Source organism: Novosphingobium sp. (assembly GCF_965229225.1).
Lineage (GTDB): Bacteria > Pseudomonadota > Alphaproteobacteria > Sphingomonadales > Sphingomonadaceae > Novosphingobium.
Window position 1 is genome coordinate 1,508,868 of the sequence record NZ_OZ245867.1, and the last position, 22,851, is coordinate 1,531,718.

The following is a 22,851-nucleotide window of genomic DNA, read 5'->3' on the forward strand; positions in this document are numbered from 1 at the left end:
AGGCGGGAATCCAGTTCTGCGCCGCCCTGGATTCCCGCCTTCGCGGGAATGACGAGGGATGGTGGAAGACCCGCAAGGAAAGAGCCTCAACATGGCTGAATACAACTACGACGTCCTCATCATCGGTGCCGGCCCCGGCGGCTATGTCGCGGCGATCCGGGCGGCGCAGCTGGGGCTGAAGGTGGCTTGCGCCGATGGGCGCGAGACGCTGGGCGGCACGTGCCTCAACGTGGGGTGCATTCCTTCCAAGGCGCTGCTGCACGGCTCGGAGAAGTTTGCCGAGGCGGTGGACGGGACCTTTGCCAAGTACGGCATCAAGACCGGGCCGGTGACGCTCGATCTGGCGGCGATGCAGGCGCAGAAGGTGGATTCGGTCAAGCAGCTGACCGGCGGGATCGAGTTCCTGTTCAAGAAGAACAAAGTGACCTGGCTCAAGGGCTATGCCGCGTTCGAGGATGCGCACACGGTTGTCGTGGCGGGCGCGAAGGTGACCGCGCGAGACGTGGTGATCGCGACCGGTTCGAGCGTGACGCCGCTGCCGGGCGTGACGGTGGACAACGACGCGGGCGTGGTGGTCGATTCCACCGGCGCGCTGGCGCTGGAGCGGGTGCCGGAGCATCTCGTGGTGATCGGCGGCGGCGTGATCGGGCTGGAGCTGGGATCGGTGTGGCGGCGGCTCGGCGCGAAGGTGACGGTGGTGGAATTCCTCGACCAGTTGCTGCCCGGCATGGACGGCGATGTGCGCAAGGAAGCCGCGAAGATCTTCAAGAAGCAGGGCATGGAGCTGAAGCTTTCCACCAAGGTCACGGGCGTTGCCGTGAAGGGCAAGACCGCGACCTTGACGGTGGAACCTTCGGCAGGCGGCGCGGCGGAAACGCTGAGCGCGGACTGCGTGCTCGTTTCGATCGGGCGGCGGCCGAATGTGGAAGGGCTGGGGCTCGAGAGGATCGGCCTTGAACTGAACAAGCGCGGGCAGATCGAGACGGGGCATGATTTCCGCACCGCGGTGCCGGGCGTCTGGGCCATCGGCGACGTGATCCCGGGGCCGATGCTGGCGCACAAGGCTGAAGATGAGGGCGTCGCGGTGGCGGAGTTCATCGCCGGGCAGACGGGCATCGTGAACCACGCCGTGATCCCGAGCGTGGTCTATACCTTCCCCGAGATCGCGGGCGTGGGCCTGACCGAAGAGGCGGCGCGCGAGAAGGGCGAGGTGAAGGTTTCGAAGTTCCCGATGCTGGCGAACAGCCGCGCCAAGACCAACCACGAACCCGACGGCTTCGTGAAGGTGATCGCGGACGCGAAAACCGAGCGGGTGCTGGGCGTGTGGTGCATCGCCTCGGTCGCGGGATCGATGATTGCCGAAGCGGCGCTGGCGCTGGAGTTTGGCGCGACGGCGGAAGACATCGCCTATACCAGCCACGCGCATCCGACCCATGCCGAGGCGCTGAAGGAAGCGGCGATGGGCATTGGGGGCAAGCCGATTCATATTTGACGTTCGCGGCTCTTGCCGCAGATTGGTTCGCGCAGAGTTCGCAGAGGGCGCAGAGGGGTTGCGGCAGGTTGCCGACGCTTCTCTGCGATCTCTGCGGTCTCTGCGGTCTCTGCGCGAAACTATTTCCTACTGAGGGCGCCCCTCCATCACATTCGGTGATCCCCCTCCCCGTGCCGGGGAGGAATTACCCCTCCGACCCGCTTCGCGGGCCACCTCCCCATTTGTGCGTTCCGCAAAAATGGGGAGGACCTTCAGGCGCGCTTGCGGACTTCCACTTCGAGGAACTGGGGGGTGCTGCTGCTGGCCATGCGGGCGGCGGTGGCGAGGGCATAGGGGCTGGCGCGGTAGCGCGTGACGAGGCCGCCGGCGCCGTCGCTGACCAGCGGGGTTTCGAATTCGACGCCGATGGTCGCATCTTCGGAGCGCGAGACGGTGACGACGGCGAGCTGGCCCGCGCCGAGATCGAGCACAAGGCTGGTGCCGACGGGCACGCCGACGAGGCCCTCGATCCCTGCGCCGGTGGCCGAGAGATTGCGTAGCAGCGCTTCGTAGCGGTGGTCTTCGTGGATCACGCCGATGCGGCGATAGACCGAGCGGCGCTCCGGCCGGTGGCGCTGGGGGCCTTCGGGCGGGATGCGCAGTTCGCCCGCCGCCATGCGTTGGAGCAGCACCGCTTGATGGAGCGGGGGCGAATAGAGGAAGCCCTGGATGAACCGGGCGCCCTTGGCGCAAACGACATCGCGCTGATCGAAGGCCTCGACGCCTTCGACGGTAGTTTCCATGCCCAAAGCATCGGCCAGCCCGATGATCGCGGCGATGATCTTGGCGCTGTTCTGATCGCTGAGGGTGCAGCTTTCGACGAAGCTGCGATCAACCTTGAGCTTGTCGAACGGCGCGGCGCGCAAGTAGCTGAGCGAAGAGTAGCCGGTGCCGAAATCATCGAGCGCGAGGCGGACGCCAAGGGACTTCAGCGCCTTGAACGCGCCATCGGTGACTTCGCTATCGCCCATGAACACCGATTCGGTGAGTTCAAGCTCCAGCCGATCCGGATCGAGGCCGCTGGCATCGAGCACATCGGACACGATGCCGGGAAAATCGGGGTGGGCGAACTGCACTGCCGAAACATTGACCGCGACGCGCAAGGGGTGCGGCCAGAGCGCGGCATCGCGCGCGGCCTGGCGCAGCGCCCAGGCGCCGAGCTGGAGGATCATGCCGGTATCTTCGGCAACGGGGATGAACACCGAAGGCGGAATCGCGCCGCGCTGCGGATGCTCCCAGCGCATCAGCGCCTCAAAGCCGACGACGGCGTGATCATCGGTGCGCACGACGGGCTGGTAGACCATGCCGAGTTGGGGGTCGTCCCAGCTTTCGTCCGAACCATCGACCGAGGCGATCGCTTCGCGCAGCGCTTCTTCGAGCAGACGGCGCTCTTCCTTCTCATCCTTCAGGTCGGAAGAGTAGAAACGGAACTGGCCGCGTCCGCCGTGCTTCGCAGCATAGAGCGCAAGATCGGCGGCGCGGACGATATCCTCGCGCTCGGTGCCATCGAACGGGGCGATGGCCATGCCGATCGAGACGCCGATGACGACGTGATTGTCGTCGATGGAATAGGGCTGTGAGATGAGGCCGATGATCCTGTCGGCCAGTTCGCCAAGCTTGCCGCGATCTTCCTGATCGGCGAGCAGGATCTGGAACTCGTCGCCGCCAAGGCGGCCGATCTCGCCCGCCGAGCCCACGACGCGGGTGAGGCGCTGGGCGACCTGACGGAGGAGTTCGTCGCCCGCGGGGTGGCCGAGCGTATCGTTGACGTGCTTGAACCGATCGAGATCGAGCATCATCAGCGTGGCGGGACGCAGGGTGCCTTTGAACGCGGCGAGCACAGAATCGAAGCGGCGGGTGATGCGGTGACGATTGGCAAGGCCGGTGAGCGAATCGAATTCGGCAAGGCGCGAATCCTCGATGCGGCGTTCGTATTCCACCGTGATATCGCGCGCGCTGCCGCGATAGCCGTGGAACGCGCCGTCCGTTCCCGGCTTCGCCACATCGATCTTGGGCTGGCCGGAAAGCGCCCACCATGCGAGGCGCGTGCCGGGTGCGCAGCGATCAGGGGCGAGGCGCACGGTCACGTCCGCGATCCGCGTGTGCGTGCCAAGCAGGAACTGCAGCGGGCGGTCCGAGCGTTCGCCGGGGTTTTCGGGATCAGTTTCGAACAGGCTGGTAAAGGGCTGACCGATCAGCATTTCCGGCGTAAGACCGAAGCGTTCACAGGCGGCGGGGGAGATATAGGTCAGGCAGCCGGAGGCATCGGTGGCCCAGAACCAACCGGAATGGCCACGCTCGATATCCTCGAACACGGCCAGCCGATGCGCGGCATCATCGCCGGGAGGCGACGGTTGCGGCGGCTTTGCGCCGTGCCAGGTCTTGAGCAGATTCTTCACTGCGCGCAGGGAGCCTGTTGGAGAAAGAGACCGTTCCGGCTCTCATCCTAGGCACGCACTGGTTACTTTCGTCCTAAGTGGAGCGTCAATGAGCCCGATTTCCATCCTTGCATTGAGCTTGCCCGCGGCGCCGCGATTGCCGGCTTCGGATGTCTTTGCCCTGATCGCGGCGCTGGACCCGGCGGGCATCGCGATCACCGCGCTGAGCGGGGCGCTGCTGGCGGCGCGGATGCGCCAGACGTTCGTGACGATGGCGTTCTTTGCGGTGGTGACGGGCGTGGGCGGCGGCACGGTGCGCGATCTGCTGATCGGGGCGCCGGTGTTCTGGGTCCACAATGCCTGGACCGCGCCGGTGTGTCTGGGCGTGGCGCTGATGGTGTGGTTCAGCCCTTCGCGCTGGTGGCAGGGCGAGAGCACGCGGGTGATCGAATGGGCCGATGCAGCGGGGCTTGGCGCCTATGCCGTGCTGGGGACGGCAAAGGCACTGGCGCTGGGCGTGGCGCCGGTTCCAGCCGCGCTGATGGGCGTGATCACCGGCTGCGTGGGCGGGGTGATCCGCGACGTGATCGCGGGGCGGCCCTCGATCATCATGCGGCCCGAGCTTTATGTGACGCCCGCCGCGCTCACCTCGGCGCTGTGCGCGTGTGGACATATGGCGGGGATCGACAAGATGATCGTATGGCCGGTGGCGGCATTGGCGGGCTTTGGCCTGCGGGGTGCGGCGATCCATTGGCAGCTGGCGCTGCCAGCCTATGGATGGCGTAGCAGGGGGAAATGAGGATGCGGACGTTCTTGTTGGTTGGTGCCCTGTTGCTTGCTGCGGGAGCAAGTGCGGCGGAGCAGGCGAGCCCCTATGGCCAGTGGCGCACGCCCGAGCGCGGCGGGCTGATCGAGGTGAGCCAATGCGATGGCGGGCTTTGCGGGAAGATCCTCGGCGGATCGAGCGGCGGCGCGGAGGACAAGTTCGACCGCAACAACAAGAACCCGGCGCTGCGGGGACGGCCCTTGCTGGGGATGTATATCTTCCGCGGGCTGAAACCGGCGGGCGGGAGCTGGAAGGGGACGATCTACAATCCCAACGACGGCGGGACCTATGCGGCGACGGTTTCGCTGCGCTCGCCCGGGGAACTGGTGGTGAAGGGGTGCTTGGTCTGGCCGCTGTGCAAGACGCAGGTCTGGGCGAAGGTGAAGTAGAAGGAAGAACCCCTCCGACCTGCCTGCGGCAGGCCACCTCCCCATTCGCACTTCGTGAAAATGGGGAGGAGAAGGCTACCTGCACCTGGTCATTGCGCGGCGCGTAGCGACGAGAGGGGGGAGCGTCCGCCCTCCCCCTCCCTCGGCTCAGTCCATCGTGACCACGACTTTGCCCACCGCCTTGCGGTCCGCGAGCATGGCGATGGCTTCGCCGCCGCGCTCGAGCGGGAAGCGGGCGCTGACGCGGGGGTTGATCTTGCCGGCTTTGAGCAGTTCGAACAGTTCGGCGACGTGCTCGGCGTTCTTCTGCGGTTCGCGCGCGGTGAAGGCGCCCCAGAATACGCCGCAGACATCGCAGGATTTGAGCAGCGTGAGGTTGAGCGGCAGCTTCGCGATGCCGGCGGGGAAGCCGACGACGAGGAAGCGGCCTTCCCACGCGATGGCGCGCACCGCGGGTTCGGAATAATCGCCGCCGACGATATCGTAGACGATGTCCGCGCCGTTCGGTCCGCAGGCGGCCTTGAAGGCATCGGCGAGGGCCTTGCTCTGGTCCTTGTCGAACGGCGGGCGGCCGTAGATCACGACATCATCCGCGCCGGCTTCGCGGGCGGCGGCGGCCTTTTCCTCGCTGGAGACGGCGGCGATCACGCGGTTGCCATAGGCCTTGCCGAGTTCGATCGCGGAAATGCCGACGCCGCCGGCAGCGCCGAGGACGAGCATGGTCTCCCCCGCCTTGATGCGGCCGCGATCCTTGAGGCCGTGGATCGTGGTGCCGTAGGTCATCAGCAGCGAGGCGCCGGTTTCGAACGAGACGCCTTCGGGCAGCGGGAACATGCGGCCCTGATCGAGCGCGACTTTCTCGGCGAGGCCGCCATTGCCGCACATGCCGATGACGCGGTCCCCCACCTTCCACTGGGTGACGCCCTCGCCCACGCTTTCGATCACGCCGGAGAACTCGCCGCCGGGCGAATAGGGGCGTTGCGGCTTGAACTGGTACATGTCGCGGATCATCAGCGTATCGGGGAAGTTGATCGCGCAAGCCTTGACCGCGACGACGACCTGACCGGGGCCGGCGGTGGGTTCATCGATTTCGTCAAGCGTGAGGGTTTCGGGGCCGCCGACGGCGTGGGTTCTGAGGGCTTTCATCGATCTCTCCGGTGCTTTGGTTGGCACCTTTGAGCCATGTTTTGGCGGGCTTGGGAAGCCCTATTTAAGCGGGTGGTTAAGGGAGGGGATTCTCGCAGAGACGCGAAGGATAAGAAGAGCGCAACGATGCCGCACTCGCCTTCAGCGACAGCTGTACGATGATACCTCGTTCCAAGGAACAAGCGGCTTCGCCGCCTTCCCGGCCTCTCTGCGGTCTTCCTTTTCCTCAGCGTCTCTGCGAGAAACAGGCAGGTTACGCGGCGGTGGCCTCAGGCCGGGTGGACGAGGAAAGGGCGCTCGGCGCTGGCTTTGGCTTCGTAGGCGCTGATCGCATCGCCGCGGGCCATGGTGAGGCCGACTTCGTCGAGGCCGTTCAGCAGGCAGTGCTTGCGGAAGGCGTCGATCTCGAAGGTGAAGCGGTCCTGGAAGGGCGTCGTCACGGTCTGGGCTTCGAGGTCGATGTGGACGGGTTCGGTTGCCGCGACTTCCATCAGGCGGTCGATGGCTTCCTGCGGGAGGACGACCGTGACGATCCCGTTCTTGAAGGCATTGCCCGAGAAGATATCCGAGAACGAAGGCGCGATGACGGCCTTGATGCCGAGATCGAGCAGCGCCCAGGCGGCGTGCTCGCGGCTGGAGCCGCAGCCGAAGTTGTCACCCGCGATGAGGATCGGCGAGCCCTTGAATTCGGCGCTGTCGAAGATGTTGTCCGGATCCTTGCGCAGCGCTTCGAACGCGCCGCGACCGAGGCCTTCGCGGCTGATCGTCTTGAGCCAGGCAGCAGGGATGATCACGTCGGTATCGACGTTTTTGCGGCCGAACGGGATGGCGCGGCCATCGATGGTGGTGACGGGTTCCATGGCGCGGGCTTTAGACCGGTGTTGGCGCAGGTTGCAAGGATTGCGGCATGCGCGAAGCGATCGAAAGAGTGTTCGCGCAGAGAGCGCAGGGTTCGCAGAGAAGAAGGCGGCGGCGAGGCCGCCTTGAAGAGATCGAAATGGCCTGCGGCGCGTGCAAGCCCTGATAGCTTTGCGGTCTCTGCGCTCCCTGCGCGAACCTTCTGCGTTTGCGCGAAAATCAGTCCGTGTCGATGGGATCGACGGGGGGCTTGGGAGCCGCCTTTTCCGCGCGTTCCTTGCGGCGCGAGGAATAGAGGAGAGCGGCGGCCAGTGCGGCCGAGCCGATGGCTGCGCCGGCAATCGCGGCCGGGCCGGTCCAGCTGTTGCTGCTCTCTTTATCGGTCTTCTTGGTCACGGACGTGCTCCTTGATCCCGCCTCACCTTCGAAGTGGCCTTGGCGAGCCGTGATTGCAAGCGGGCGAAGGGGGCTATCCGCAGGTGTGATGGGAAGAAGGGGTTTCTCGCAGAGACGCAAAGGGAAAGAAGGGCGCCGAGACGCGGTGGTGGTGAGCCGGCGTGGGCCGGAGCTTTGACCGTGTCTGCCTGAAGCCGCTTCGCGGTCTCTTCTTCCTTCGCGTCTCTGCGAGAAACAGTTTCCTTACATCCCGTCGACGGCCTTGCTGACCATCACGTTGACCGCAACGCGGCGGTTCTGCGCGCGGCCTTCGGGGGTGCTGTTGTCCGCCAGAGGATTGGCGGTGGCCATGCCCGAGGGCGTGAGCATCTTGTAGGGCTTCCAGCCGCAGGCCTGCTGCAGATAGTTGACCACGCGGGTCGCGCGCTGATCGCTGAGGCGCTGGTTGAGATCTTCGTTGCCCTTGGAATCGGCATAGCCGACGACGAGCAGGACCGCGTTCTTGATCCCCTGCGCCTGCGTGGCGGTGGCGCAAAGATCGGCCTTGCCCTGCGGCGTCAGCAGCGTCTTGCCCGAGGCGAAGTTCACGTTGGTGGTGCTCTTGATATTGTAGTCGTCAATATCGCCAAAGCGGGTCCGCAGCGCCTCGGTCATCGCGCGGACTTCGGCGGTGGCGGCGCTCTGCTCCTCGAAGCCCTGCTTGGTGCCGGTGCGGATCATGTTGGCGATCTTGAGATCCTTGTCCTTGAACTGGATATCAGCCGCCATGAGCGCATCGCCCGACTGCAAGGTGTGGACCGTGACGGGGAGGCCATTGAGCAGCGCATTGGCGGCCAACTGCTGGCGGCTCATGCCGAAGAGGCCCTTGCTCGAGCGGATCTTGGTGTAGTCGTTGACGTTGACGATGGTCTTGGTGCCATCATCGGCAGTGATTTCCATGCGGTCTGCGCTGCGGCGCGAGATTACGCCCTTGATGTCCGGTCCCTTGGGCAAGGCGGCGGCATCGCTGGTGGGGGCGACGGTGGTGCGCAGCTCGGCGCCGGTGGCGACGGGGGGCTGGGCCTGGGTCTGCTGGCTCTGGTCGACGGGCGGGAGCTCCTGCGCCAGCGCGAATTGGCCGGCCGGCAGCGACGCGGCAAGCGTTGCTGCGAGGATCAGGCCGGTCTTTCCGGTGTTAAGGGAACGCATCGGGTTACTCCTTCAAGCTCTGTCATGACGCCGCGCGGGGGTGCCGCGGGCAGAAGCCGGATGCGCCGCAGCAAGGTTTTGCGGCGCCAAGATGAACGGCTTCGTCTCTTCCCTGCTGGAGCAGGCTTTCTGCCAGATGAACAGACGGGTTCAGATAGGTCGTGGCAAGGCTGCACCGTGCGGGTGCTGCGACAGAACGTTGCCGATACGTACAAATGCCTGAATCAGCCCGAATTGGCGCTGTCGACCAGCCGTGCACAGGGCAAGGCGGGCCGACAGCATAACCGGACAAGGCGAGCGGGAGGCGCTGCGGGAGGTGGAGTCGGGGCGGCTCAGACCAGTTCGCGCACGTCCGTCAGGCGGCCCGTCACCGCTGCGGCGGCGGCCATGGCGGGCGAGACGAGGTGCGTGCGCGCGCCAGGGCCCTGGCGGCCGACGAAGTTGCGGTTGGAGGTGCTGGCGCAGCGTTCGCCGGGGGGGACCTTGTCCGGGTTCATGCCGAGGCAGGCCGAGCAGCCCGGTTCGCGCCATTCGAGGCCGGCCTCGATGAACACCTTGTCGAGGCCCTCTTCCTCGGCCTGACGCTTCACGAGGCCCGAGCCGGGGACGACGATGGCCCAGGTGACGTTCGCGGCCTTCTTGCGGCCCTTGAGCACGGCGGCAGCAGCGCGCAGGTCTTCGATGCGGCTGTTGGTGCAGCTGCCGATGAACACGTTCTGGATCTCGACCGAAGTGAGCGGCTGGCCGGGTTCGAGCCCCATGTAATCGAGGCTGGCGCGCGCGGCGGCCTGCTTGGACGGATCGGCGAAGCTTTCGGGCGCGGGGACGACGCCGGTGATGGGGAGGACGTCTTCCGGGCTGGTGCCCCAGGTGACGCTGGGGGCGATGTCCTTGGCATCGATCACGACCGTCTTGTCGTACTTCGCGCCGGCATCGGTGGCGAGACTGCGCCACCAGGCGACGGCCTTGTCCCATTCCTCACCCTTGGGCGCGTAGGGGCGGCCCTTGAGGTAGGCGAAGGTCTTGTCATCCGGCGCGATGAGGCCGGCGCGGGCGCCGTGTTCGATCGCCATGTTGGAGACGGTGAGGCGGCCTTCGATGGAGAGGTCGCGGATGACCTGCCCGGTATATTCGATGACATGGCCGGTGCCGCCCGCCGCGCCGAGCACGCCGGTGATGTGGAGGACGACATCCTTGGCGGTGACGCCGGGGAGCAGCGTGCCTTCGACGCGGACTTCCATCGTCTTGGAGCGCTTCAGGAGCAGCGTCTGCGTGGCGAGGACGTGCTCGACCTCGCTCGTGCCGATGCCGAAGGCGAGCGCGCCGAGGCCGCCGTGGCATGCGGTGTGGCTATCGCCGCAGACGATGGTCGCGCCGGGGAGCGAGAAGCCCTGCTCCGGCCCGACGACGTGGACGATGCCCTGCTCTGCATCCGCATCGCCGATATAGCGGATGCCGAAGGCGGGCGCGTTGGCTTCGAGCGCTTCGAGCTGCGCGGCGCTTTCGCGATCGGGGATCGGCACGCGCGCGCCGTGGGAATCGCGGCGGGCGGTTGTCGGCAGGTTGTGATCGGGCACCGCGAGCGTGAGATCGGGGCGGCGCACCTTGCGCCCGGTAAGGCGCAGCGCCTCGAACGCCTGCGGGCTCGTCACTTCATGGACGAGGTGGCGATCGATGTAGACGAGGCTGGTGCCATCGTCGCGATCCTCGACGACGTGGGCGGCCCAGATCTTTTCGTAGAGCGTTTTGGCGGTGCTGTTCATGGTATGGCGCGCTAGACCCGGCGCGGGGGCATTTCAAGGCGTGGCAGCGGGCGGTGACGCAATTTTGTTGCCCGTTGGGGGCATTTCAGACCTGCCCGAGAGGATGGCTGGGAACGCGGCGCTTGGTGGTGTAGAGGGCTGCGCATGATTCAGTTCCTGATCGTGTTCGCAACCGTATGGGCGATGGAGTTCGTGGCGTGGAGCAGCCACAAGTATGTCATGCACGGCTTCGGCTGGGCCTGGCACCGCGACCACCACGAGCCGCATGACAGCTTTTTCGAGCGCAACGACCTTTATGCCGTGGTCGGCGCGGCGATGTCGATCAGCGGGTTCATGATTGGCAGTCCGCTGGTGGCCGGCGCCTATGCTTGGTGGCCGGCGACCTGGATCGGCGTGGGCGTGCTGATCTACGGGATCATCTATACGCTGATCCACGACGGCCTCGTCCACCAGCGCTGGTTTCGGTATGTGCCGCGCAAGGGCTATTTCAAGCGGGTGGTGCAGGCGCACAAGTTGCACCATGCGACGATCGGCAAGGAAGGCGGGGTGAGCTTCGGCTTCATCATCGCGCTCGATCCGGCCAAGCTGAAGCAGGAACTGCGGCGCCAGCGCGAGGCTGGGATTGCGGTGGTGCGCGACGCGGTGGATTGAGCGCGCGCAGGCCCGAAAAATAGGGACAGTCCCCATTTTCACCAAGCGCAAAGAGTAATTTACACCTGTTTTCACGCCAATAAAAAATGGGGACTGTCCCTATTTATTCGTTGCGGGTCCAGATCCAGGTGCCGGAAAGGGCCATCACGGCGAGCGGGATCAGCACCCATGGCCAGCCGGCGGTGAAGCCCGTCACCAGTACCGAGACGGCCATCGCGATCAGCGCGGCCCATTTGGCGCGGCGGGGGATGGCGCGGCGCTGGCGCCAATCGAGGAGCAGCGGGCCATAGGTCGGGTGGTCGAGCAGGCGCTGCTCCCACACCGGATTGCCGCGCGCGAAGCAGAACAGCGCAAGGAGCAGGAACGGCACCGTGGGGAGCAGCGGCAGGAACGCGCCGACTGTGCCGATGCCAACGAACATGAGGCCAGCGCCGGTCCAGAGGTGGCGGCGCATGTGGCTACCCCTGCGCGATCCGCGCGGCGTGTTCGCGCACGAGGGCGATCATGTTGGGGACGCCCTGGGTGCGGTTCGATGAGAGCTGGTTCTTGAGGTCGAAGGGCGCGAGGAGCGCAGCGATATCGGTTTCGGCGACTTCGCCGGCCGGCCGGTCCTGCACCGCGGCGAGGACGAGCGCGACGATGCCCTTGGTGATCGCGGCGTTGCTATCGGCGAGGAAGTGCAGCGCGTTGCCATCACCGGCGACCGGGTAGACCCAGACGCTGGCCGAGCAGCCGCGCACGAGGGTGGCGTCGGTTTTCAGCGCTTCGGGCATGGGTTCCAGCTTGCGACCGAGATCGATCAGCAGACGGTAGCGTTCGTCCGCGTCGAGGAATTCATACTCTTCAAGGATGTCGTCGAGCTGGCTCATGGGCGGCGGACATAGCGGATTGGGCGCGGTGGGCAAGACGGTAGAGAGTACCCCTCCGTCAGCCCTGTGGGCTGCCACCTCCCCGAGACGAGTTCGGGGAGGGATTACCCCTCCGACCCGCTTCGCGGGCCACCTCCCCGTTTGTGCCTGCGGCAAAAATGGGGAGGACCGTAGTCGTCAGAGATCGACGCCGGCGGCAATGGCTTCGAGTTTGCGCAGGCGTTCCTTGATGTCGCTGAGATCGATCATGCCGAGCGCGTGGTGGGTGCCATCCGCCGGGCGGGCGAGCTGGGTGCGCTGGAGATCGAGCCAGCCGTTCCACGCGGTGAGTGCAGTGCGGGCAAGGATCGCGATGGCCACCAGCGAGGCGGCGGCGAGCACGGCGGCTGTTGTGAAGGGCATGGCGGCACTCTCCTTCGTCTCAGTGTTCGCGCAGGGCTTCGATATCCTGCGCGAGGCGGCTGGCATCGCGGCCATCGGTGAGGATGCGTTCGAGCACTTCGACGCGCTTCCTCAGTTCGATCACTTCGCGTTCGAGCGCGGGATCGGCCCGGCTGGCATTGCGCAGTTCGGCGAGCGGGTGGCCAAGGCCGGCCTCGTAACGGGCGCTGCGCATCTTGGCCCAGGCGAGGATCGCGACGATCGCGACAATGGCGCTCCAGAAGCTCATGGATCAGTCCTCAGGTGACGGGGTTCAGGTGGGGAAATCAGTTGGCGGTTGCGGTGCGCAGGTCTTCGATCTCGCTGGCGAGCGCGGCCACTTCCTGGCCCTGGCGATCAGTGGCGATGCGTTCGAGGACACGGACCCGCTGTTCGAGCTTCTGCGCCTGCGCGGCAAAGCTGGCGGCCTGTTCGGCGCTTTCCTTGGCGGCGAGCTCCAGCTTGCGCTCCTTGAAGGCGAGGCGGCGCTTGTAGACATCGGCGACGACCCCGATGATCGAAATCAGGCCGATCATCAGCGCGGCAAAGGCAATCGCATCGGCGGCGTTCATTGCTTGGTGCTCCTGGTGGTATGCGGCGCTTTGGTGTCGGAGGCGCGCAGCGCCTCGATCTCGTGAGTCAACTGATAGCCGCTGTCGGTGACGATGCGCTCGACATTGGCGAGGCGATCCTTGACCGAGCCGAGTTCGGCGCGGAGCTGGGCGTTTTCCTGGCTGAGCAGCTTGATCCGCTCCTGCTCGGCGGTGCTGGTCTTGGGATAGACCGCCTGCCCCCAGGCACCATCAAGCGGGTAGCCGTGGCGGATGCGCAGCCAGGTGGTCAGCACCCAGCCACCGAGCGTGGCCAGCGTGATCGTGCTGATCAGCGGGGTGAGCTCCACGAGTTTCGAGATTTCCTCGGCGCCCATCAGTTCCTCCCGTGTTCGATGGCCGAGCCATCCCGGCGCGCCGAATCCCGCAGCGCCTCGATCTGGCTGGCGACGTCGTAGCTCTTGTCGGTGACAATGGCTTCGAGGACGCGGACCCGTTCTTCGAGTGCGGCGGCGCGGGCGGCAGCCTGATTGCCGACTTCGCCCAGCGCATCAGAGCGGATCTTCTCGATCTTCTGCTGGTGCGAGGTCCAGATCGCAATGATCGGGATGATCAGCGCAAGCACCGGGATCATTAGCGCGAGCGTACCGTTGTCCATGGAAATTCCCCCGGGGAGGTTCAGGCGATCAGCGCAGCTTCTCGATCTCTGCCGAGAGGCGCGGATTGCCCGAAACGTAGAACTGTTCGACTTCGGCGAGGCGGCGGTCGATATCGCGGAAGGTGCTGCGCACTTCCCGTGCGGTGCGGGCCGGCGACTGGCGCACGCCCTGCCAGAACTTCTGCTCTTCGCGGTCGACATAGAGCCGGGCGGGCTTCTTTTCGGCCAGGAAGCCCAGCGCGAAGTAGATCAGGAACGGCCAACCCATCGAGAAGGCAAGGACCAGGAAGCCGATCCGGACCCACAGGACATCGATCCCGGTGTAGTCGGCGATGCCGGAGCACACGCCCATGAACTTGCCGTTGACCTTGTCGCGATAGAACTTGGTGCGCTGGGGCAGCTGATTGCTCATTTGGAAATCCCCCTCTGCTGCGCGACCAGACGGTCCAGCTCGCGCAATTTCTGATTGTCGGCGTCGAGATCGGGCAGAACCCGAGCGGGACGGAATTCCGGATTGTCGGCGGCGACGAGGCGTTCGACGGTGTCCATGCGTTCATCGAGGCGGCGGGCGAGCTGATAGAGCTCGTCGAGCAGCGCCTCATCGCCCGAGGTGAGCGTGGCGGCGGTTTTCCACTTGGTAATGAAGTGGAGCACGATCCACGGGAAGGCGATGAACAGCGAGACCATCGCGATCAGCGGGACAAAAATCTCTTCCATCGATCAGCCCTCCTTGCTTTCGCTCTGCCCAAGCGCGCGCTTCATGGCTTCGAGTTCCTCATCGACCTTGTCCTGCCCGGCGAGCGCGGCGATTTCGTCCGCGAGGTTGGGCTGGGCGCCATCGGCGAGACTGAGCGCATCGGCACGGCCTTCGGCATAATCGACGCGGCGTTCGAGCTGGTCGAAGCGCGAGAGAGCCTCGTCGACGCGTTCGCTGGTCATCAGCGTGCGCAGGCGGACGCGGTTTTCGGCGCTTTCGAGGCGGGCCGCGATCGCGGTCTGGCGGCTGCGGGCTTCGCGCAGGCGGGTCTGCAGCTTTTCGATGTCAGCCTCGTAGGCGCGCATCGAATCGTCGAGCACCTTGATTTCGCCGGCAAGCTGCGCGCCCATGTCGGCGGCCTTGTTCTTTTCGACGAGCGCGGCGCGGGCGAGGTCTTCGCGGCCCTTGGAAAGGGCGAGCTGGGCCTTGTCCGCCCAATCGGCCTGGAGCCGATCGAGCTTGGCGACGTGGCGGGCCATCTCCTTCTGATCGGCGATGGTGCGGGCAGCCGAGGCGCGCACTTCGACGAGGGTTTCCTCCATCTCCATGATGATCATGCGGATCATCTTGGCCGGGTCATCCGCCTTGTCGAGCAGGTCGTTGAAGTTGGCGGCGATGATGTCGCGGGTGCGGGAGAAGATGCCCATCAGGTTGGCTCCGGTGGTAAACGAGGCGGAAGGCCGCGGGGTTTCGGTATCGGGACGGCGTAGCGCACCAAGCTCGATTTCGAAACGGGATTGCGAGCGCCCGACTGGCTTGAAGGGCGTGTCCGCGCCCATCAGGCGAGCTCACCCGTGATCGCGGCGCTGGAGGCGACGACCTGGGGAGCCGCGGCGGCAACCGGGCGGGTGGCGACGGCGACGTTGAGCGCCGTCATCGCTGCGATGCTGATCAGCGCCGCGCGGCCGAGCTGGGTCGAGAAGAAGCGGGCAGTGTACATCGAAAGTCTCCTGTTGGTTCCCTGTGCGGGAATTGATCCTTGCTTTGCATGGGGCGTGCCAAACTGCAGAAGCCCAGCAATTCCGGCGTTTTGGCGGATCAGCGAAATCGCTTATGTGGGGATTCTTGCCTAGGCTTGGGAATTTCTGCTAGACCTTGGGACAAGCTACGAAGCGGGGCGTTCCATGGATCGCGAAGTTCAGTTCATCGGCCAATCGAGCGCCTTCCTCGATGCGGTGGAGCGCGCCAGCCGCGCCGCGCCGATGCGCCGCCCGGTGCTGGTGATCGGTGAGCGCGGGACCGGCAAGGAACTGATCGCCGAACGCCTCCACCGCCTTTCGACGCGGTGGCAGGAACCGCTGGTGACGATGAACTGCGCGGCGCTGCCCGAGACCTTGATCGAGGCGGAGCTGTTCGGACACGAGGCGGGCGCCTTTACCGGCGCGACGCGGGCGCGGGCGGGCAGGTTTGAAGAGGCGCATGGCGGCACGCTGTTCCTCGACGAGCTGGGCACGCTTTCAATGGGCGCGCAGGAGCGGTTGCTGCGCGCGGTGGAATATGGCGAAGTGGCGCGGATCGGGGCTAACAAGCCGATCATGGTCGATGTGCGGATCGTGGCGGCGACCAACGAGAACCTGCCGAGAATGGCCGACGAAGGGCGCTTCCGGCCCGACTTGCTCGACCGGCTCAGCTTCGAGGTGATCACGCTCCCCCCGCTGCGCGTGCGCGAGGGGGACATTGCGGTGCTGGCCGACTACTATGCGCGGCGCATGGCGGCAGAGCTGGGCTGGCCAAGCTGGCCGGGCTTTGCCGCGCACGTGGCGAAGCAGATGGAAGACTATGCCTGGCCGGGCAATGTGCGCGAGCTGCGCAATGTGGTGGAGCGCGCAGTCTATCGCTGGGACGACCCTTCGCGCGCGATAGGGCATATCCAGTTCGATCCGTTCGAAAGCCCGTGGCGGCCAGCGGGGGTGGCGGCGGCACCGGTGAAGGCGGCGGGGAGCGCGCCGGCGGAGGCCCCTGCGCCTGTGGTTCAGCACGATCTGGACGGCGTGAGCGACTTGCGCGGCGCGGTCGATGCGCACGAGCGGGCGATCCTGGAGCACCATCTGGGCCGCAATCGGTATAACCAGCGGCAGACGGCGAAGGCGCTGGGGCTGACCTATGATCAGCTGCGGCACTGCCTGAAGAAGCACGGGCTGCTGGAGCGGGGTGAGGGTTAGATCTTCTCAGGGATCGCGGCGATGTGAGGCGGCGAAGGGAAGAGATTTTCGCGCGGAGGCGCAAAGGCGCGGAGAAAGGAAAAATGGTTCGCGCAGAGCGCGCAGAGATCGCTGAGATGTTCATCTTGCGGCGAAGCCGCGCTAACATTTCGTGAGGTCGTCTCTCAGAAGAGAGCCTGCGGCGCACTCAACATCTTTGCGAACTCTGCGATCTCTGCGCGAAAATCATTTTCTCCGCGCCTCTGCGATCTCTGCGCGAGACCCCTTCCTTTTGCGCCTCCGAGAGAATCCATCTAACGGCTGAATGATGCCCCTCACCCGCCTCACCTTGCGCGATTTTCGCAACCATGCCGCGACGCGGCTGGAGGAGACGGCGCGCTTCAACGTGCTGATCGGGGAGAACGGCGCGGGGAAAACCAATGTGCTGGAGGCGATCTCGCTACTCTCGCCAGGGCGCGGCCTGCGGCGTGCGAATCCGGCGGAAATGGCGGCGCGCGGCGGGGATGGCAGCTTTGCCGTGGCGGCGGAACTAGGCGGCGGCGACGTGGCGCTGGCGACCGCGACCACGCCCGCAGCACCGGGGCGGCGGACGGTGCGCATCAACGGCGCGGAAGGGCCCGCGGCGCGGCTGGGCGAATGGCTTTCGATCACCTGGCTGACGCCTGCGATGGACCGCCTGTTTGCCGAAGGCGCGGGCGCGCGGCGGCGGTTTCTCGACAGGCTGGTGCTGGCGGTGGAACCGGGGCATGCGCGGGTCGCCAGCCGCTACGAGACGGCGCTGCGCGAGCGGAACCGGCTGCTGGAAGGACCGGGGGAGCCTGATCCGCTGTGGCTCGACGGGATCGAGGTCGGCCTCGCCGAAGCGGGCGCGGAACTGGCGCGGGCGCGGGCGGGACTGATCGATGGACTGGCGGGCGCGCTGGCGGATCTGCCCGAGGCGCCGTTTGCGCGGCCGGCGCTGGCCTATGTCGCGGGCGGGCCGGTTGAGGCGGAGGCCTTGCGCGCGGCTTTGCGCGAAGGGCGGCGGCGCGACCGCGCGGCGGGGCGGACTTTGACCGGGCCGCACCGCGATGATCTGGGCGTAACGCTGGCGGCCAAGGCCGCACCAGCGGCGGACTGTTCGACCGGCGAACAGAAGGCCATGCTGATTTCGATCGTGCTCGCCCATGCAGCGCTGACGGCAGGCGCTCGGCCGCAAGTGCTGCTGCTGGATGAAATCGCGGCGCACCTCGATCCGGTGCGGCGCGCGGCCCTTTACGAGCGGCTGGCCGAGGCGGGCGCGCAAGTGTGGATGACGGGGACGGAGCTAGCGCCGTTCGAGGGTCTGGGCGCGAACGCCGCGGTGTGGCGCGTGGCGGATGGGGCGGTTGTGCGGGAGTAGGTAGGGTTGCGCTTGCCCCCTCCCGCTTGCGGAAAAAATAGGGACTGTCCCTATTTTATTTTTATTAAACAGTTATTTATGTGGGTATGAATGATTTCGTAAAATGGGGACTGTCCCTATTTTTTGGGGGCAAGGTTGCCTGTACGAGTGGTGAAGCAATCCGAATTGAGCGAACCCTAGCGCTCCGTTGCGGCCTTGAGCGCCTTCGCCACATCGTCTTTGGTCGCCGCGACGATCCGGTTCACGCCTTCCGCCGTGGGGTGGATGTGGTCATCGAGCAGAAGCTTGTCGTTGCCGATCACCGCCTGCAGGAAGAACGGGACGAGCGGAGCCTTGTGCTTGGCAGCGAGCGCAGGGAAAATGGGGTTGAAGGCGCTGACGTAGTCCTTCCCCATGTTGGGCGCGGCGAGCATGCCGGTGAGCATCGCGGGGATGTCGCGCTTGTCGAGTTCCGTCAGGATCGCATCGAGATTGGCGCGCGTTTCGGTGGGCGGCAGGCCGCGCAGCATATCGTTGCCGCCGAGGCCGACGAGGACGAGCGCGGGCTTGCGCCTCTGGTTGTCGAGCGTGAAGGCGAGCCGTTCGCGCGCGGCGGCGGTGGTATCGCCCGAGACGCCGGCATTGACGACGCGGGCCTTGATGCCGCCAGCGTTCAGCGCGGCTTCGAGGCGGGGCGGATAGCCCTCACCCGGTGCGAGACGGTAGCCGGCGTAGAGGCTGTCTCCGAAGGCGAGGATGACGGGCGCATCGGCGGGAATGGCGGGCGCGGCGGCGGCGGCCTTTGTCTGGAGGGCTTCGGGCGGCGGCGCTGGCTGCGAGCAGGCGGCCATCGCGAGGGCAAGCAGCGGGATCAGGCGGCGCATCGGGAGTCCTCAAGGGCTAGGTTGCGAGGTGCAACCCATTCGTGGCAATAGCGGGAAGTGACAAGCACCGCCACCGGCTCGCCCTCCCCTGCCCCCCTGATCTCAGCCCCCGTCATCGACGCGCGTGATCTGGCGCTGAGCCTTGGACAAGGCGAGGCGCGGGTTAATGTGCTGCGCGGGGTGAGCCTTGCGGTCATGCCGGGGGAGACAGTCGCGCTGCTGGGGCCTTCGGGTTCGGGCAAGAGTTCTCTGCTGGCGGTGCTGGCGGGGCTGGAGCGCGCAGGAAGCGGCACGCTGACGGTCGCTGGTCAGGACTTCATGGGCCTTTCCGAGGATGCGCTGGCGGCGGCGCGGCGCGGACGGATCGGCGTGGTGCTGCAGGCGTTTCACCTGCTGCCGACGATGACCGCGCTGGAAAACGTGGCAACGCCGATGGAGCTGGCAGGCGTGCGCGATGCGGCACCTGCTGCAAGAGCGGCGCTGGAGGCGGTGGGCCTCGCGCACCGCATGGGGCACTATCCGGCGCAGCTTTCGGGCGGCGAGCAACAGCGCGTGGCGATTGCCCGCGCGCTGGCTCCGCGCCCGGCGCTGGTCTTTGCCGACGAGCCGACGGGCAACCTTGACCATGCCAATGGCGAGGCGGTGGCGGATCTGCTGTTTGCGCAAGTGGCGGACGTGGGCGCGACCTTGCTGATGGTGACGCATGACGAGGCACTGGCGCAGCGCTGCGGGCGGATCGTACGGCTGGAGGATGGACGGATCGTTTCGGACAGCGCGTTGTGAGCCGCTGGAGTCTTGCCTGGCGGCTGGCGCGGCGGGGGCTGGACTGGCGGTTTCGCGGGCTGCGGCTGCTGATCGTGTGCCTTGTGCTGGGGACGGCGGCGCTTTCTGCCATTGGAACGCTGACGGGCGGGATCGGGCGTGAGCTGGCGGCGCGTGGGCAGTCCATGCTGGGCGGCGATCTGGAGCTGACCTTGGCCGGGCGCGAGGCCGCACCTGCGGAGCTGGAAGCGATGCGCGGGCTGGGCACGGTTTCGCAGGGCGTGCGGCTGCAGGCGATGGCGCGGCGGGCCGAAAGCGCGGACGATGCGGTGCCGGTGGAATTGAAGGCGGTCGATGCGCGGTGGCCGCTGTATGGCGCGTTCACCGTGGAGGGCGGACGCCGCGCCGGTGCGCCGCAGGGGATGACCGCGTGGATCGATCCCGGCGTGGGCGACCGGCTGGGGGTCAAGGCGGGAGACCGACTGAAGATCGGTCAGGCCGAACTCATCATCGGCGGCGTAATCGCGGGCGAGCCGGACCGCCTCTCCGAAGGCTTTGCGCTGGGGCCGACAGTGATCGTGAGCGAGGAAGCGCTCGCTGCCTCGGGGCTGGTGCAAGTCGGCTCGATGGCGCGGTGGAAGTACCGGCTGCGGTTGCCGCAAAAGGCCGATCCGGCGGCGCTTTCCGATGCCTTCAAGGCGCGGTTTGCGAGCAGCGGGTTTCAGGTCCGCACGCGCGACAAGGCTTCGCCGGGGCTGGACAGGTTTGTCGAGCGCATGGGGCAGTTTCTGGTGCTGGTGGCGCTGGCGGCGCTGGGGATTGCGGGAATCGGGATTGCGGGGGGCGTCTCCTCGTACCTCGAGGCGCGGCGGGCAAGCATTGCGACGCTGAAGATCCTTGGCGCGGATGCGGGCGATATTGTGCGGATCTACCTGCTGCAGATCGCGGCGGCGGCACTGGCGGCGATTGCGCTGGGGCTGCTGCTGGGCGTGGGCATCACCCCGCTGCTGGCGCGGGCGCTGGAGGGGTTGCTGCCGATCCCGCCGGGGTTCACCGCGGATGCGGGGGCGCTGGCGGTGGCGGGAGCCTATGGCCTGCTGATCGCACTGACCTTTGCCGCGCCGCCGCTGCTGGACGCGCGGCGGGTGCCGGCGATGGCCTTGCTGAGGGCGCGGGTGGCGCCGCTGGGGCGCGGCTGGCGAGTGCCGTTGTGGGTGCTGCCGGTGGGTGTGGGGCTGAGCGGGATTGCAGCGCTGGCGGTGCTGACTTCGCCGCAACCGTGGCTGGCAGCAGGGTTCCTCGGCGGGGCGGCGGCGGTTTTTGCGCTTCTCGCGCTGATCGGGCGGGGCCTTTCGTGGGTGGCGGCGCGGCTGCCCCGGCCCAAGCGGCCCTTGCTGCGCATGGCGCTGGGCAATCTGCACCGGCCGGGGGCGCAGACTTCCGCCTTGGTGGTGGCGCTGGGCTTTGCGCTGGCGGCCTTCGTGATGCTGGCGGCAGTGCAGACGAGCATCGATGCCAATATCGCCAAGCGCGTGCCGCAGCGGGCGCCGGATTACTTCGTGCTCGACGTGCCGCGCGGTGCTGGCGCGGAAACGTTCAAGGCGCTGGTGCGGCGCGAGGCGCCGGGCGCGGCGGTGCGGATGTTGCCTTCGATGCGCGGCGCGGTGCTGGCCTATGGGCCGGAAGGCGCGATGACCGAGGTGACGGCGCTCAAGGCGATCCCCGAGGATTCGTGGCTGCTACGCGGCGACCGGGGGTTGACCTATGCCGAGGATATCCCGCAAGGCAACGTGCTGAGCGCCGGGCGCTGGTGGCCGAAGGACTACAAGGGCGAACCGCTGGTTTCGGTCGACGAGGATCAGGCAAAAGCCATTGGCCTCAAGGTGGGCGACAGGCTGCGCATCAGCCTGCTCGGCACCGAGCGCGAGGCGCGGGTGGCTTCGCTGCGGCGGATCGACTGGTCCTCGTTCGGGTTCAACTATGCGCTGGTGTTCAGCCCCAATGCGCTGGAAGACGCGCCGCATACCTTTGCCGCGACGATCACGCTAGGAGGTCACGGGGGGGCGGCACCGGAGAAGCGGCAGGCCGTGCGGCGCGCGATCCTTTCGGGGCTGGTCAAGGCGCTGCCGGAAAGTTCGGTGATCGAGGTGGGGCCGGTGCTGGGGCAGGCGCGTACGCTGCTGGGGCAAGTCGGCACCGCGATCTTTGCCGCGGCGAGCGTGGCGGTGCTGGCCGGGCTGGCCGTGCTGGCCGGCGCCATCGCGGTGGCGCGGGCGGCGCGACAGTATGACAGCGTGATCCTGCGCGTGCTGGGCGCGAGCCGGGGGCAACTCCTCGCGCTGCTGGCGGCGGAATATGCGCTGCTGAGCGCCGTGCTGGCGCTGGTGGCGCTGGTGCTGGGCGGCGGGACCGCGTGGCTGGTGATCGTGGAACTGTTCGAGTTCGACTGGGCGCCGGACTGGGGCCGCGTGCTGGGCGTTTTGGCTGGAGGCGTGGCGCTGGTGATGGTGCTGGCGGTGGCGGGATCGCTATCGGTGCTGCGGACCCGGCCGGCGGAAGCGCTGCGGGCGCTTTGATTGGTTTCGCGCAGAGATCGCAGAGACCGCAGAGAAGAGTGCTAGCGCGGCTTCGTTCGGGCTGCAGGCCCTTGTTGATCCAACGGAAGTGATCAAAAGCAGCTTAGCCGTGGCCGGAATGCCTCTGCGATCTCTGCGATCTCTGCGCGAAACCACTCTTCAGCGGAACACATCCACGCTGCCAGGGTCCTTGGGATCGGGGCCGTACTGGTTGGAGCCGCGCGTGCCTTCGAGGCACATCAGGACGAACAGCGCAAAACCGCCGAAGAAGGGGAGGAACATGAGCAGCAGCAGCCAGCCGGTGCGGTCCTGATCGTGCAGGCGGCGCACCGAAACGGCGAGCGCGGGGATGAAGCTCACCAGCGCGAACAGGCTGCCGATCACCCCACCCCCGCCCGTCAGGCGGCTGCCATAGCTGAAGCCGGTGCCAAGGTCCGTAGAGGTGCGGACGACCTCGTTGGTGCCGAACAGCGCGTTGAGCACCGCGAAGACCAGCACCCAGAACAGCACGAACATCCAGTATTCGCGGCGGCGCGAGCGGCCGGTGAATTCGGCGTAGCGGCGGTAGGGCAGCAACATCCAGTTCATCGCGCAGGGGCCTTTCGTGATACCGTTATGGCAGGTAGAGCCATCAATCGGCGTTTGAGGCAAGGGTTGCTGCGCATTGCACGCTGGCCACCCTTGCCGCATCGCACAATTACGGGTAAGCGCGCGCCGATGACCCGG

General features: G+C 66.7%; 27 protein-coding genes. 8 read left to right on the forward strand and 19 right to left on the reverse strand.

Translation table 11 applies throughout. The features are described from left to right. Window positions 1-91: 91 nt before the first annotated feature. Complete coding sequence (gene lpdA, locus ACO06X_RS06765) at window positions 92-1,492, forward strand: dihydrolipoyl dehydrogenase (protein WP_421839179.1); 1,401 nt, start codon at window positions 92-94, stop codon at window positions 1,490-1,492. 251 nt (window positions 1,493-1,743) lie between these two features. Here the strand turns inward: lpdA and ACO06X_RS06770 are convergent, their stop codons facing one another. Beyond that, the gene (locus ACO06X_RS06770; RefSeq protein WP_421839180.1) at window positions 1,744-3,930 is read right to left on the reverse strand and encodes a sensor domain-containing protein; all 2,187 of its coding nucleotides are present in this window, start codon (window positions 3,928-3,930) and stop codon (window positions 1,744-1,746) included. 88 nt (window positions 3,931-4,018) lie between these two features. On the opposite strand from ACO06X_RS06770, the gene ACO06X_RS06775 reads away from it, so the two are divergent. Both ACO06X_RS06775 and ACO06X_RS06780 read left to right on the forward strand, forming a co-directional pair. Further along, window positions 4,019-4,708, forward strand: coding sequence for a trimeric intracellular cation channel family protein (locus ACO06X_RS06775; RefSeq protein ID WP_421839181.1), 690 nt, complete (start codon window positions 4,019-4,021; stop codon window positions 4,706-4,708). Window positions 4,709-4,710: 2 nt separating this feature from the next. Beyond that, window positions 4,711-5,124, forward strand: coding sequence for a DUF2147 domain-containing protein (locus ACO06X_RS06780; protein WP_421839182.1), 414 nt, complete (start codon window positions 4,711-4,713; stop codon window positions 5,122-5,124). Window positions 5,125-5,271: 147 nt separating this feature from the next. On the opposite strand, the gene ACO06X_RS06785 is transcribed toward ACO06X_RS06780, so the two are convergent. From ACO06X_RS06785 to leuC, 5 genes are all read right to left on the reverse strand, one after another. Next, window positions 5,272-6,270, reverse strand: a complete 999-nt coding sequence (locus tag ACO06X_RS06785) for an NADPH:quinone oxidoreductase family protein (protein ID WP_421839183.1) — start codon at window positions 6,268-6,270, stop codon at window positions 5,272-5,274. A gap of 269 nt (window positions 6,271-6,539) precedes the next feature. Next, the gene (gene leuD, locus ACO06X_RS06790) at window positions 6,540-7,130 is read right to left on the reverse strand and encodes a 3-isopropylmalate dehydratase small subunit (protein WP_421839184.1); all 591 of its coding nucleotides are present in this window, start codon (window positions 7,128-7,130) and stop codon (window positions 6,540-6,542) included. A 217-nt stretch (window positions 7,131-7,347) separates the two neighbouring features. Beyond that, window positions 7,348-7,524, reverse strand: coding sequence for a hypothetical protein (locus ACO06X_RS06795; protein WP_298172534.1), 177 nt, complete (start codon window positions 7,522-7,524; stop codon window positions 7,348-7,350). Between the two features lie 243 nt (window positions 7,525-7,767). Next, window positions 7,768-8,712, reverse strand: a complete 945-nt coding sequence (locus ACO06X_RS06800) for an OmpA family protein (RefSeq protein WP_421839185.1) — start codon at window positions 8,710-8,712, stop codon at window positions 7,768-7,770. Window positions 8,713-9,044: 332 nt separating this feature from the next. After that, window positions 9,045-10,475, reverse strand: coding sequence for a 3-isopropylmalate dehydratase large subunit (leuC, locus tag ACO06X_RS06805; protein WP_421839186.1), 1,431 nt, complete (start codon window positions 10,473-10,475; stop codon window positions 9,045-9,047). A gap of 144 nt (window positions 10,476-10,619) precedes the next feature. Here leuC and ACO06X_RS06810 point away from each other — a divergent pair, with 144 nt between their 5' ends. Beyond that, window positions 10,620-11,126 carry a sterol desaturase family protein gene (locus tag ACO06X_RS06810; RefSeq protein WP_421839187.1) on the forward strand — a complete coding sequence of 169 codons (507 nt, stop codon included), beginning with the start codon at window positions 10,620-10,622 and terminating at the stop codon, window positions 11,124-11,126. 103 nt (window positions 11,127-11,229) lie between these two features. Here the strand turns inward: ACO06X_RS06810 and ACO06X_RS06815 are convergent, their stop codons facing one another. From ACO06X_RS06815 to ACO06X_RS06865, 11 genes are all read right to left on the reverse strand, one after another. Beyond that, a complete protein-coding gene (locus tag ACO06X_RS06815) occupies window positions 11,230-11,580 on the reverse strand; it encodes a YbaN family protein (RefSeq protein ID WP_421839188.1) in 351 nt (116 codons plus the stop codon). Window positions 11,581-11,584: 4 nt separating this feature from the next. Further along, the gene (locus tag ACO06X_RS06820; RefSeq protein WP_421839189.1) at window positions 11,585-11,995 is read right to left on the reverse strand and encodes a SufE family protein; all 411 of its coding nucleotides are present in this window, start codon (window positions 11,993-11,995) and stop codon (window positions 11,585-11,587) included. A gap of 177 nt (window positions 11,996-12,172) precedes the next feature. Further along, complete coding sequence (locus ACO06X_RS06825) at window positions 12,173-12,397, reverse strand: hypothetical protein (protein ID WP_421839190.1); 225 nt, start codon at window positions 12,395-12,397, stop codon at window positions 12,173-12,175. 19 nt (window positions 12,398-12,416) lie between these two features. After that, window positions 12,417-12,665: a hypothetical protein gene (locus ACO06X_RS06830; RefSeq protein ID WP_421839191.1), complete on the reverse strand. Its 249-nt coding sequence runs from the start codon at window positions 12,663-12,665 to the stop codon at window positions 12,417-12,419. Window positions 12,666-12,702: 37 nt separating this feature from the next. Further along, on the reverse strand, window positions 12,703-12,987 hold the full coding sequence (locus tag ACO06X_RS06835) for a hypothetical protein (protein ID WP_421839192.1): 285 nt from the start codon (window positions 12,985-12,987) through the stop codon (window positions 12,703-12,705). Further along, on the reverse strand, window positions 12,984-13,343 hold the full coding sequence (locus ACO06X_RS06840) for a hypothetical protein (RefSeq protein ID WP_421839193.1): 360 nt from the start codon (window positions 13,341-13,343) through the stop codon (window positions 12,984-12,986). Before ACO06X_RS06840 ends, ACO06X_RS06835 begins: the two co-directional genes overlap by 4 nt. Continuing rightward, window positions 13,343-13,624, reverse strand: a complete 282-nt coding sequence (locus ACO06X_RS06845) for a hypothetical protein (RefSeq protein WP_421839194.1) — start codon at window positions 13,622-13,624, stop codon at window positions 13,343-13,345. The genes ACO06X_RS06840 and ACO06X_RS06845 overlap by 1 nt, the downstream gene beginning before the upstream one ends. A 28-nt stretch (window positions 13,625-13,652) precedes the next feature. Further along, the gene (pspC, locus tag ACO06X_RS06850; RefSeq protein ID WP_421839195.1) at window positions 13,653-14,036 is read right to left on the reverse strand and encodes an envelope stress response membrane protein PspC; all 384 of its coding nucleotides are present in this window, start codon (window positions 14,034-14,036) and stop codon (window positions 13,653-13,655) included. Beyond that, window positions 14,033-14,341, reverse strand: coding sequence for an envelope stress response membrane protein PspB (gene pspB / locus ACO06X_RS06855; protein WP_298173885.1), 309 nt, complete (start codon window positions 14,339-14,341; stop codon window positions 14,033-14,035). The genes pspC and pspB overlap by 4 nt, the downstream gene beginning before the upstream one ends. 3 nt (window positions 14,342-14,344) lie before the next feature. Further along, window positions 14,345-15,160, reverse strand: coding sequence for a phage shock protein PspA (pspA, locus tag ACO06X_RS06860; protein ID WP_421839196.1), 816 nt, complete (start codon window positions 15,158-15,160; stop codon window positions 14,345-14,347). After that, window positions 15,160-15,321 (reverse strand): hypothetical protein, encoded by a 162-nt coding sequence (locus ACO06X_RS06865; RefSeq protein WP_421839197.1) that lies wholly within the window; start codon window positions 15,319-15,321, stop codon window positions 15,160-15,162. Before ACO06X_RS06865 ends, pspA begins: the two co-directional genes overlap by 1 nt. 184 nt (window positions 15,322-15,505) lie before the next feature. Here ACO06X_RS06865 and pspF point away from each other — a divergent pair, with 184 nt between their 5' ends. Continuing rightward, window positions 15,506-16,543: a phage shock protein operon transcriptional activator gene (pspF, locus tag ACO06X_RS06870; protein ID WP_421839198.1), complete on the forward strand. Its 1,038-nt coding sequence runs from the start codon at window positions 15,506-15,508 to the stop codon at window positions 16,541-16,543. A 307-nt stretch (window positions 16,544-16,850) separates the two neighbouring features. Next, window positions 16,851-17,924, forward strand: coding sequence for a DNA replication/repair protein RecF (gene recF, locus ACO06X_RS06875; RefSeq protein WP_421839199.1), 1,074 nt, complete (start codon window positions 16,851-16,853; stop codon window positions 17,922-17,924). A 176-nt stretch (window positions 17,925-18,100) separates the two neighbouring features. Here the strand turns inward: recF and ACO06X_RS06880 are convergent, their stop codons facing one another. Then, on the reverse strand, window positions 18,101-18,787 hold the full coding sequence (locus ACO06X_RS06880) for an arylesterase (protein ID WP_421839200.1): 687 nt from the start codon (window positions 18,785-18,787) through the stop codon (window positions 18,101-18,103). Between the two features lie 99 nt (window positions 18,788-18,886). On the opposite strand from ACO06X_RS06880, the gene ACO06X_RS06885 reads away from it, so the two are divergent. After that, complete coding sequence (locus ACO06X_RS06885; RefSeq protein ID WP_421839864.1) at window positions 18,887-19,570, forward strand: ABC transporter ATP-binding protein; 684 nt, start codon at window positions 18,887-18,889, stop codon at window positions 19,568-19,570. Next, window positions 19,567-22,125, forward strand: a complete 2,559-nt coding sequence (locus tag ACO06X_RS06890; protein ID WP_421839201.1) for an ABC transporter permease — start codon at window positions 19,567-19,569, stop codon at window positions 22,123-22,125. Before ACO06X_RS06885 ends, ACO06X_RS06890 begins: the two co-directional genes overlap by 4 nt. Window positions 22,126-22,284: 159 nt before the next feature. Here ACO06X_RS06890 and ACO06X_RS06895 read toward each other — a convergent pair whose 3' ends face one another. Then, window positions 22,285-22,713 carry a DUF805 domain-containing protein gene (locus ACO06X_RS06895; RefSeq protein WP_421839202.1) on the reverse strand — a complete coding sequence of 143 codons (429 nt, stop codon included), beginning with the start codon at window positions 22,711-22,713 and terminating at the stop codon, window positions 22,285-22,287. Window positions 22,714-22,851: the final 138 nt, after the last annotated feature.

Excerpts from the sequence above, each read along its gene's own strand:
- lpdA (WP_421839179.1), top strand. The coding sequence starts at position 92 with ATGGCTGAATACAACTACGACGTCCTCATCATCGGTGCCGGCCCCGGC.
- ACO06X_RS06775 (WP_421839181.1), top strand. The coding sequence starts at position 4,019 with ATGAGCCCGATTTCCATCCTTGCATTGAGCTTGCCCGCGGCGCCGCGA.
- ACO06X_RS06780 (WP_421839182.1), top strand. The coding sequence starts at position 4,711 with ATGCGGACGTTCTTGTTGGTTGGTGCCCTGTTGCTTGCTGCGGGAGCA.
- ACO06X_RS06785 (WP_421839183.1), bottom strand. The coding sequence starts at position 6,270 with ATGAAAGCCCTCAGAACCCACGCCGTCGGCGGCCCCGAAACCCTCACG.
- leuD (WP_421839184.1), bottom strand. The coding sequence starts at position 7,130 with ATGGAACCCGTCACCACCATCGATGGCCGCGCCATCCCGTTCGGCCGC.
- ACO06X_RS06800 (WP_421839185.1), bottom strand. The coding sequence starts at position 8,712 with ATGCGTTCCCTTAACACCGGAAAGACCGGCCTGATCCTCGCAGCAACG.
- leuC (WP_421839186.1), bottom strand. The coding sequence starts at position 10,475 with ATGAACAGCACCGCCAAAACGCTCTACGAAAAGATCTGGGCCGCCCAC.
- ACO06X_RS06810 (WP_421839187.1), top strand. The coding sequence starts at position 10,620 with ATGATTCAGTTCCTGATCGTGTTCGCAACCGTATGGGCGATGGAGTTC.
- ACO06X_RS06815 (WP_421839188.1), bottom strand. The coding sequence starts at position 11,580 with ATGCGCCGCCACCTCTGGACCGGCGCTGGCCTCATGTTCGTTGGCATC.
- ACO06X_RS06820 (WP_421839189.1), bottom strand. The coding sequence starts at position 11,995 with ATGAGCCAGCTCGACGACATCCTTGAAGAGTATGAATTCCTCGACGCG.
- ACO06X_RS06825 (WP_421839190.1), bottom strand. The coding sequence starts at position 12,397 with ATGCCCTTCACAACAGCCGCCGTGCTCGCCGCCGCCTCGCTGGTGGCC.
- ACO06X_RS06830 (WP_421839191.1), bottom strand. The coding sequence starts at position 12,665 with ATGAGCTTCTGGAGCGCCATTGTCGCGATCGTCGCGATCCTCGCCTGG.
- ACO06X_RS06835 (WP_421839192.1), bottom strand. The coding sequence starts at position 12,987 with ATGAACGCCGCCGATGCGATTGCCTTTGCCGCGCTGATGATCGGCCTG.
- ACO06X_RS06840 (WP_421839193.1), bottom strand. The coding sequence starts at position 13,343 with ATGGGCGCCGAGGAAATCTCGAAACTCGTGGAGCTCACCCCGCTGATC.
- ACO06X_RS06845 (WP_421839194.1), bottom strand. The coding sequence starts at position 13,624 with ATGGACAACGGTACGCTCGCGCTAATGATCCCGGTGCTTGCGCTGATC.
- pspC (WP_421839195.1), bottom strand. The coding sequence starts at position 14,036 with ATGAGCAATCAGCTGCCCCAGCGCACCAAGTTCTATCGCGACAAGGTC.
- pspB (WP_298173885.1), bottom strand. The coding sequence starts at position 14,341 with ATGGAAGAGATTTTTGTCCCGCTGATCGCGATGGTCTCGCTGTTCATC.
- pspA (WP_421839196.1), bottom strand. The coding sequence starts at position 15,160 with ATGGGCGCGGACACGCCCTTCAAGCCAGTCGGGCGCTCGCAATCCCGT.
- ACO06X_RS06865 (WP_421839197.1), bottom strand. The coding sequence starts at position 15,321 with ATGTACACTGCCCGCTTCTTCTCGACCCAGCTCGGCCGCGCGGCGCTG.
- pspF (WP_421839198.1), top strand. The coding sequence starts at position 15,506 with ATGGATCGCGAAGTTCAGTTCATCGGCCAATCGAGCGCCTTCCTCGAT.
- recF (WP_421839199.1), top strand. The coding sequence starts at position 16,851 with ATGCCCCTCACCCGCCTCACCTTGCGCGATTTTCGCAACCATGCCGCG.
- ACO06X_RS06880 (WP_421839200.1), bottom strand. The coding sequence starts at position 18,787 with ATGCGCCGCCTGATCCCGCTGCTTGCCCTCGCGATGGCCGCCTGCTCG.
- ACO06X_RS06895 (WP_421839202.1), bottom strand. The coding sequence starts at position 22,713 with ATGAACTGGATGTTGCTGCCCTACCGCCGCTACGCCGAATTCACCGGC.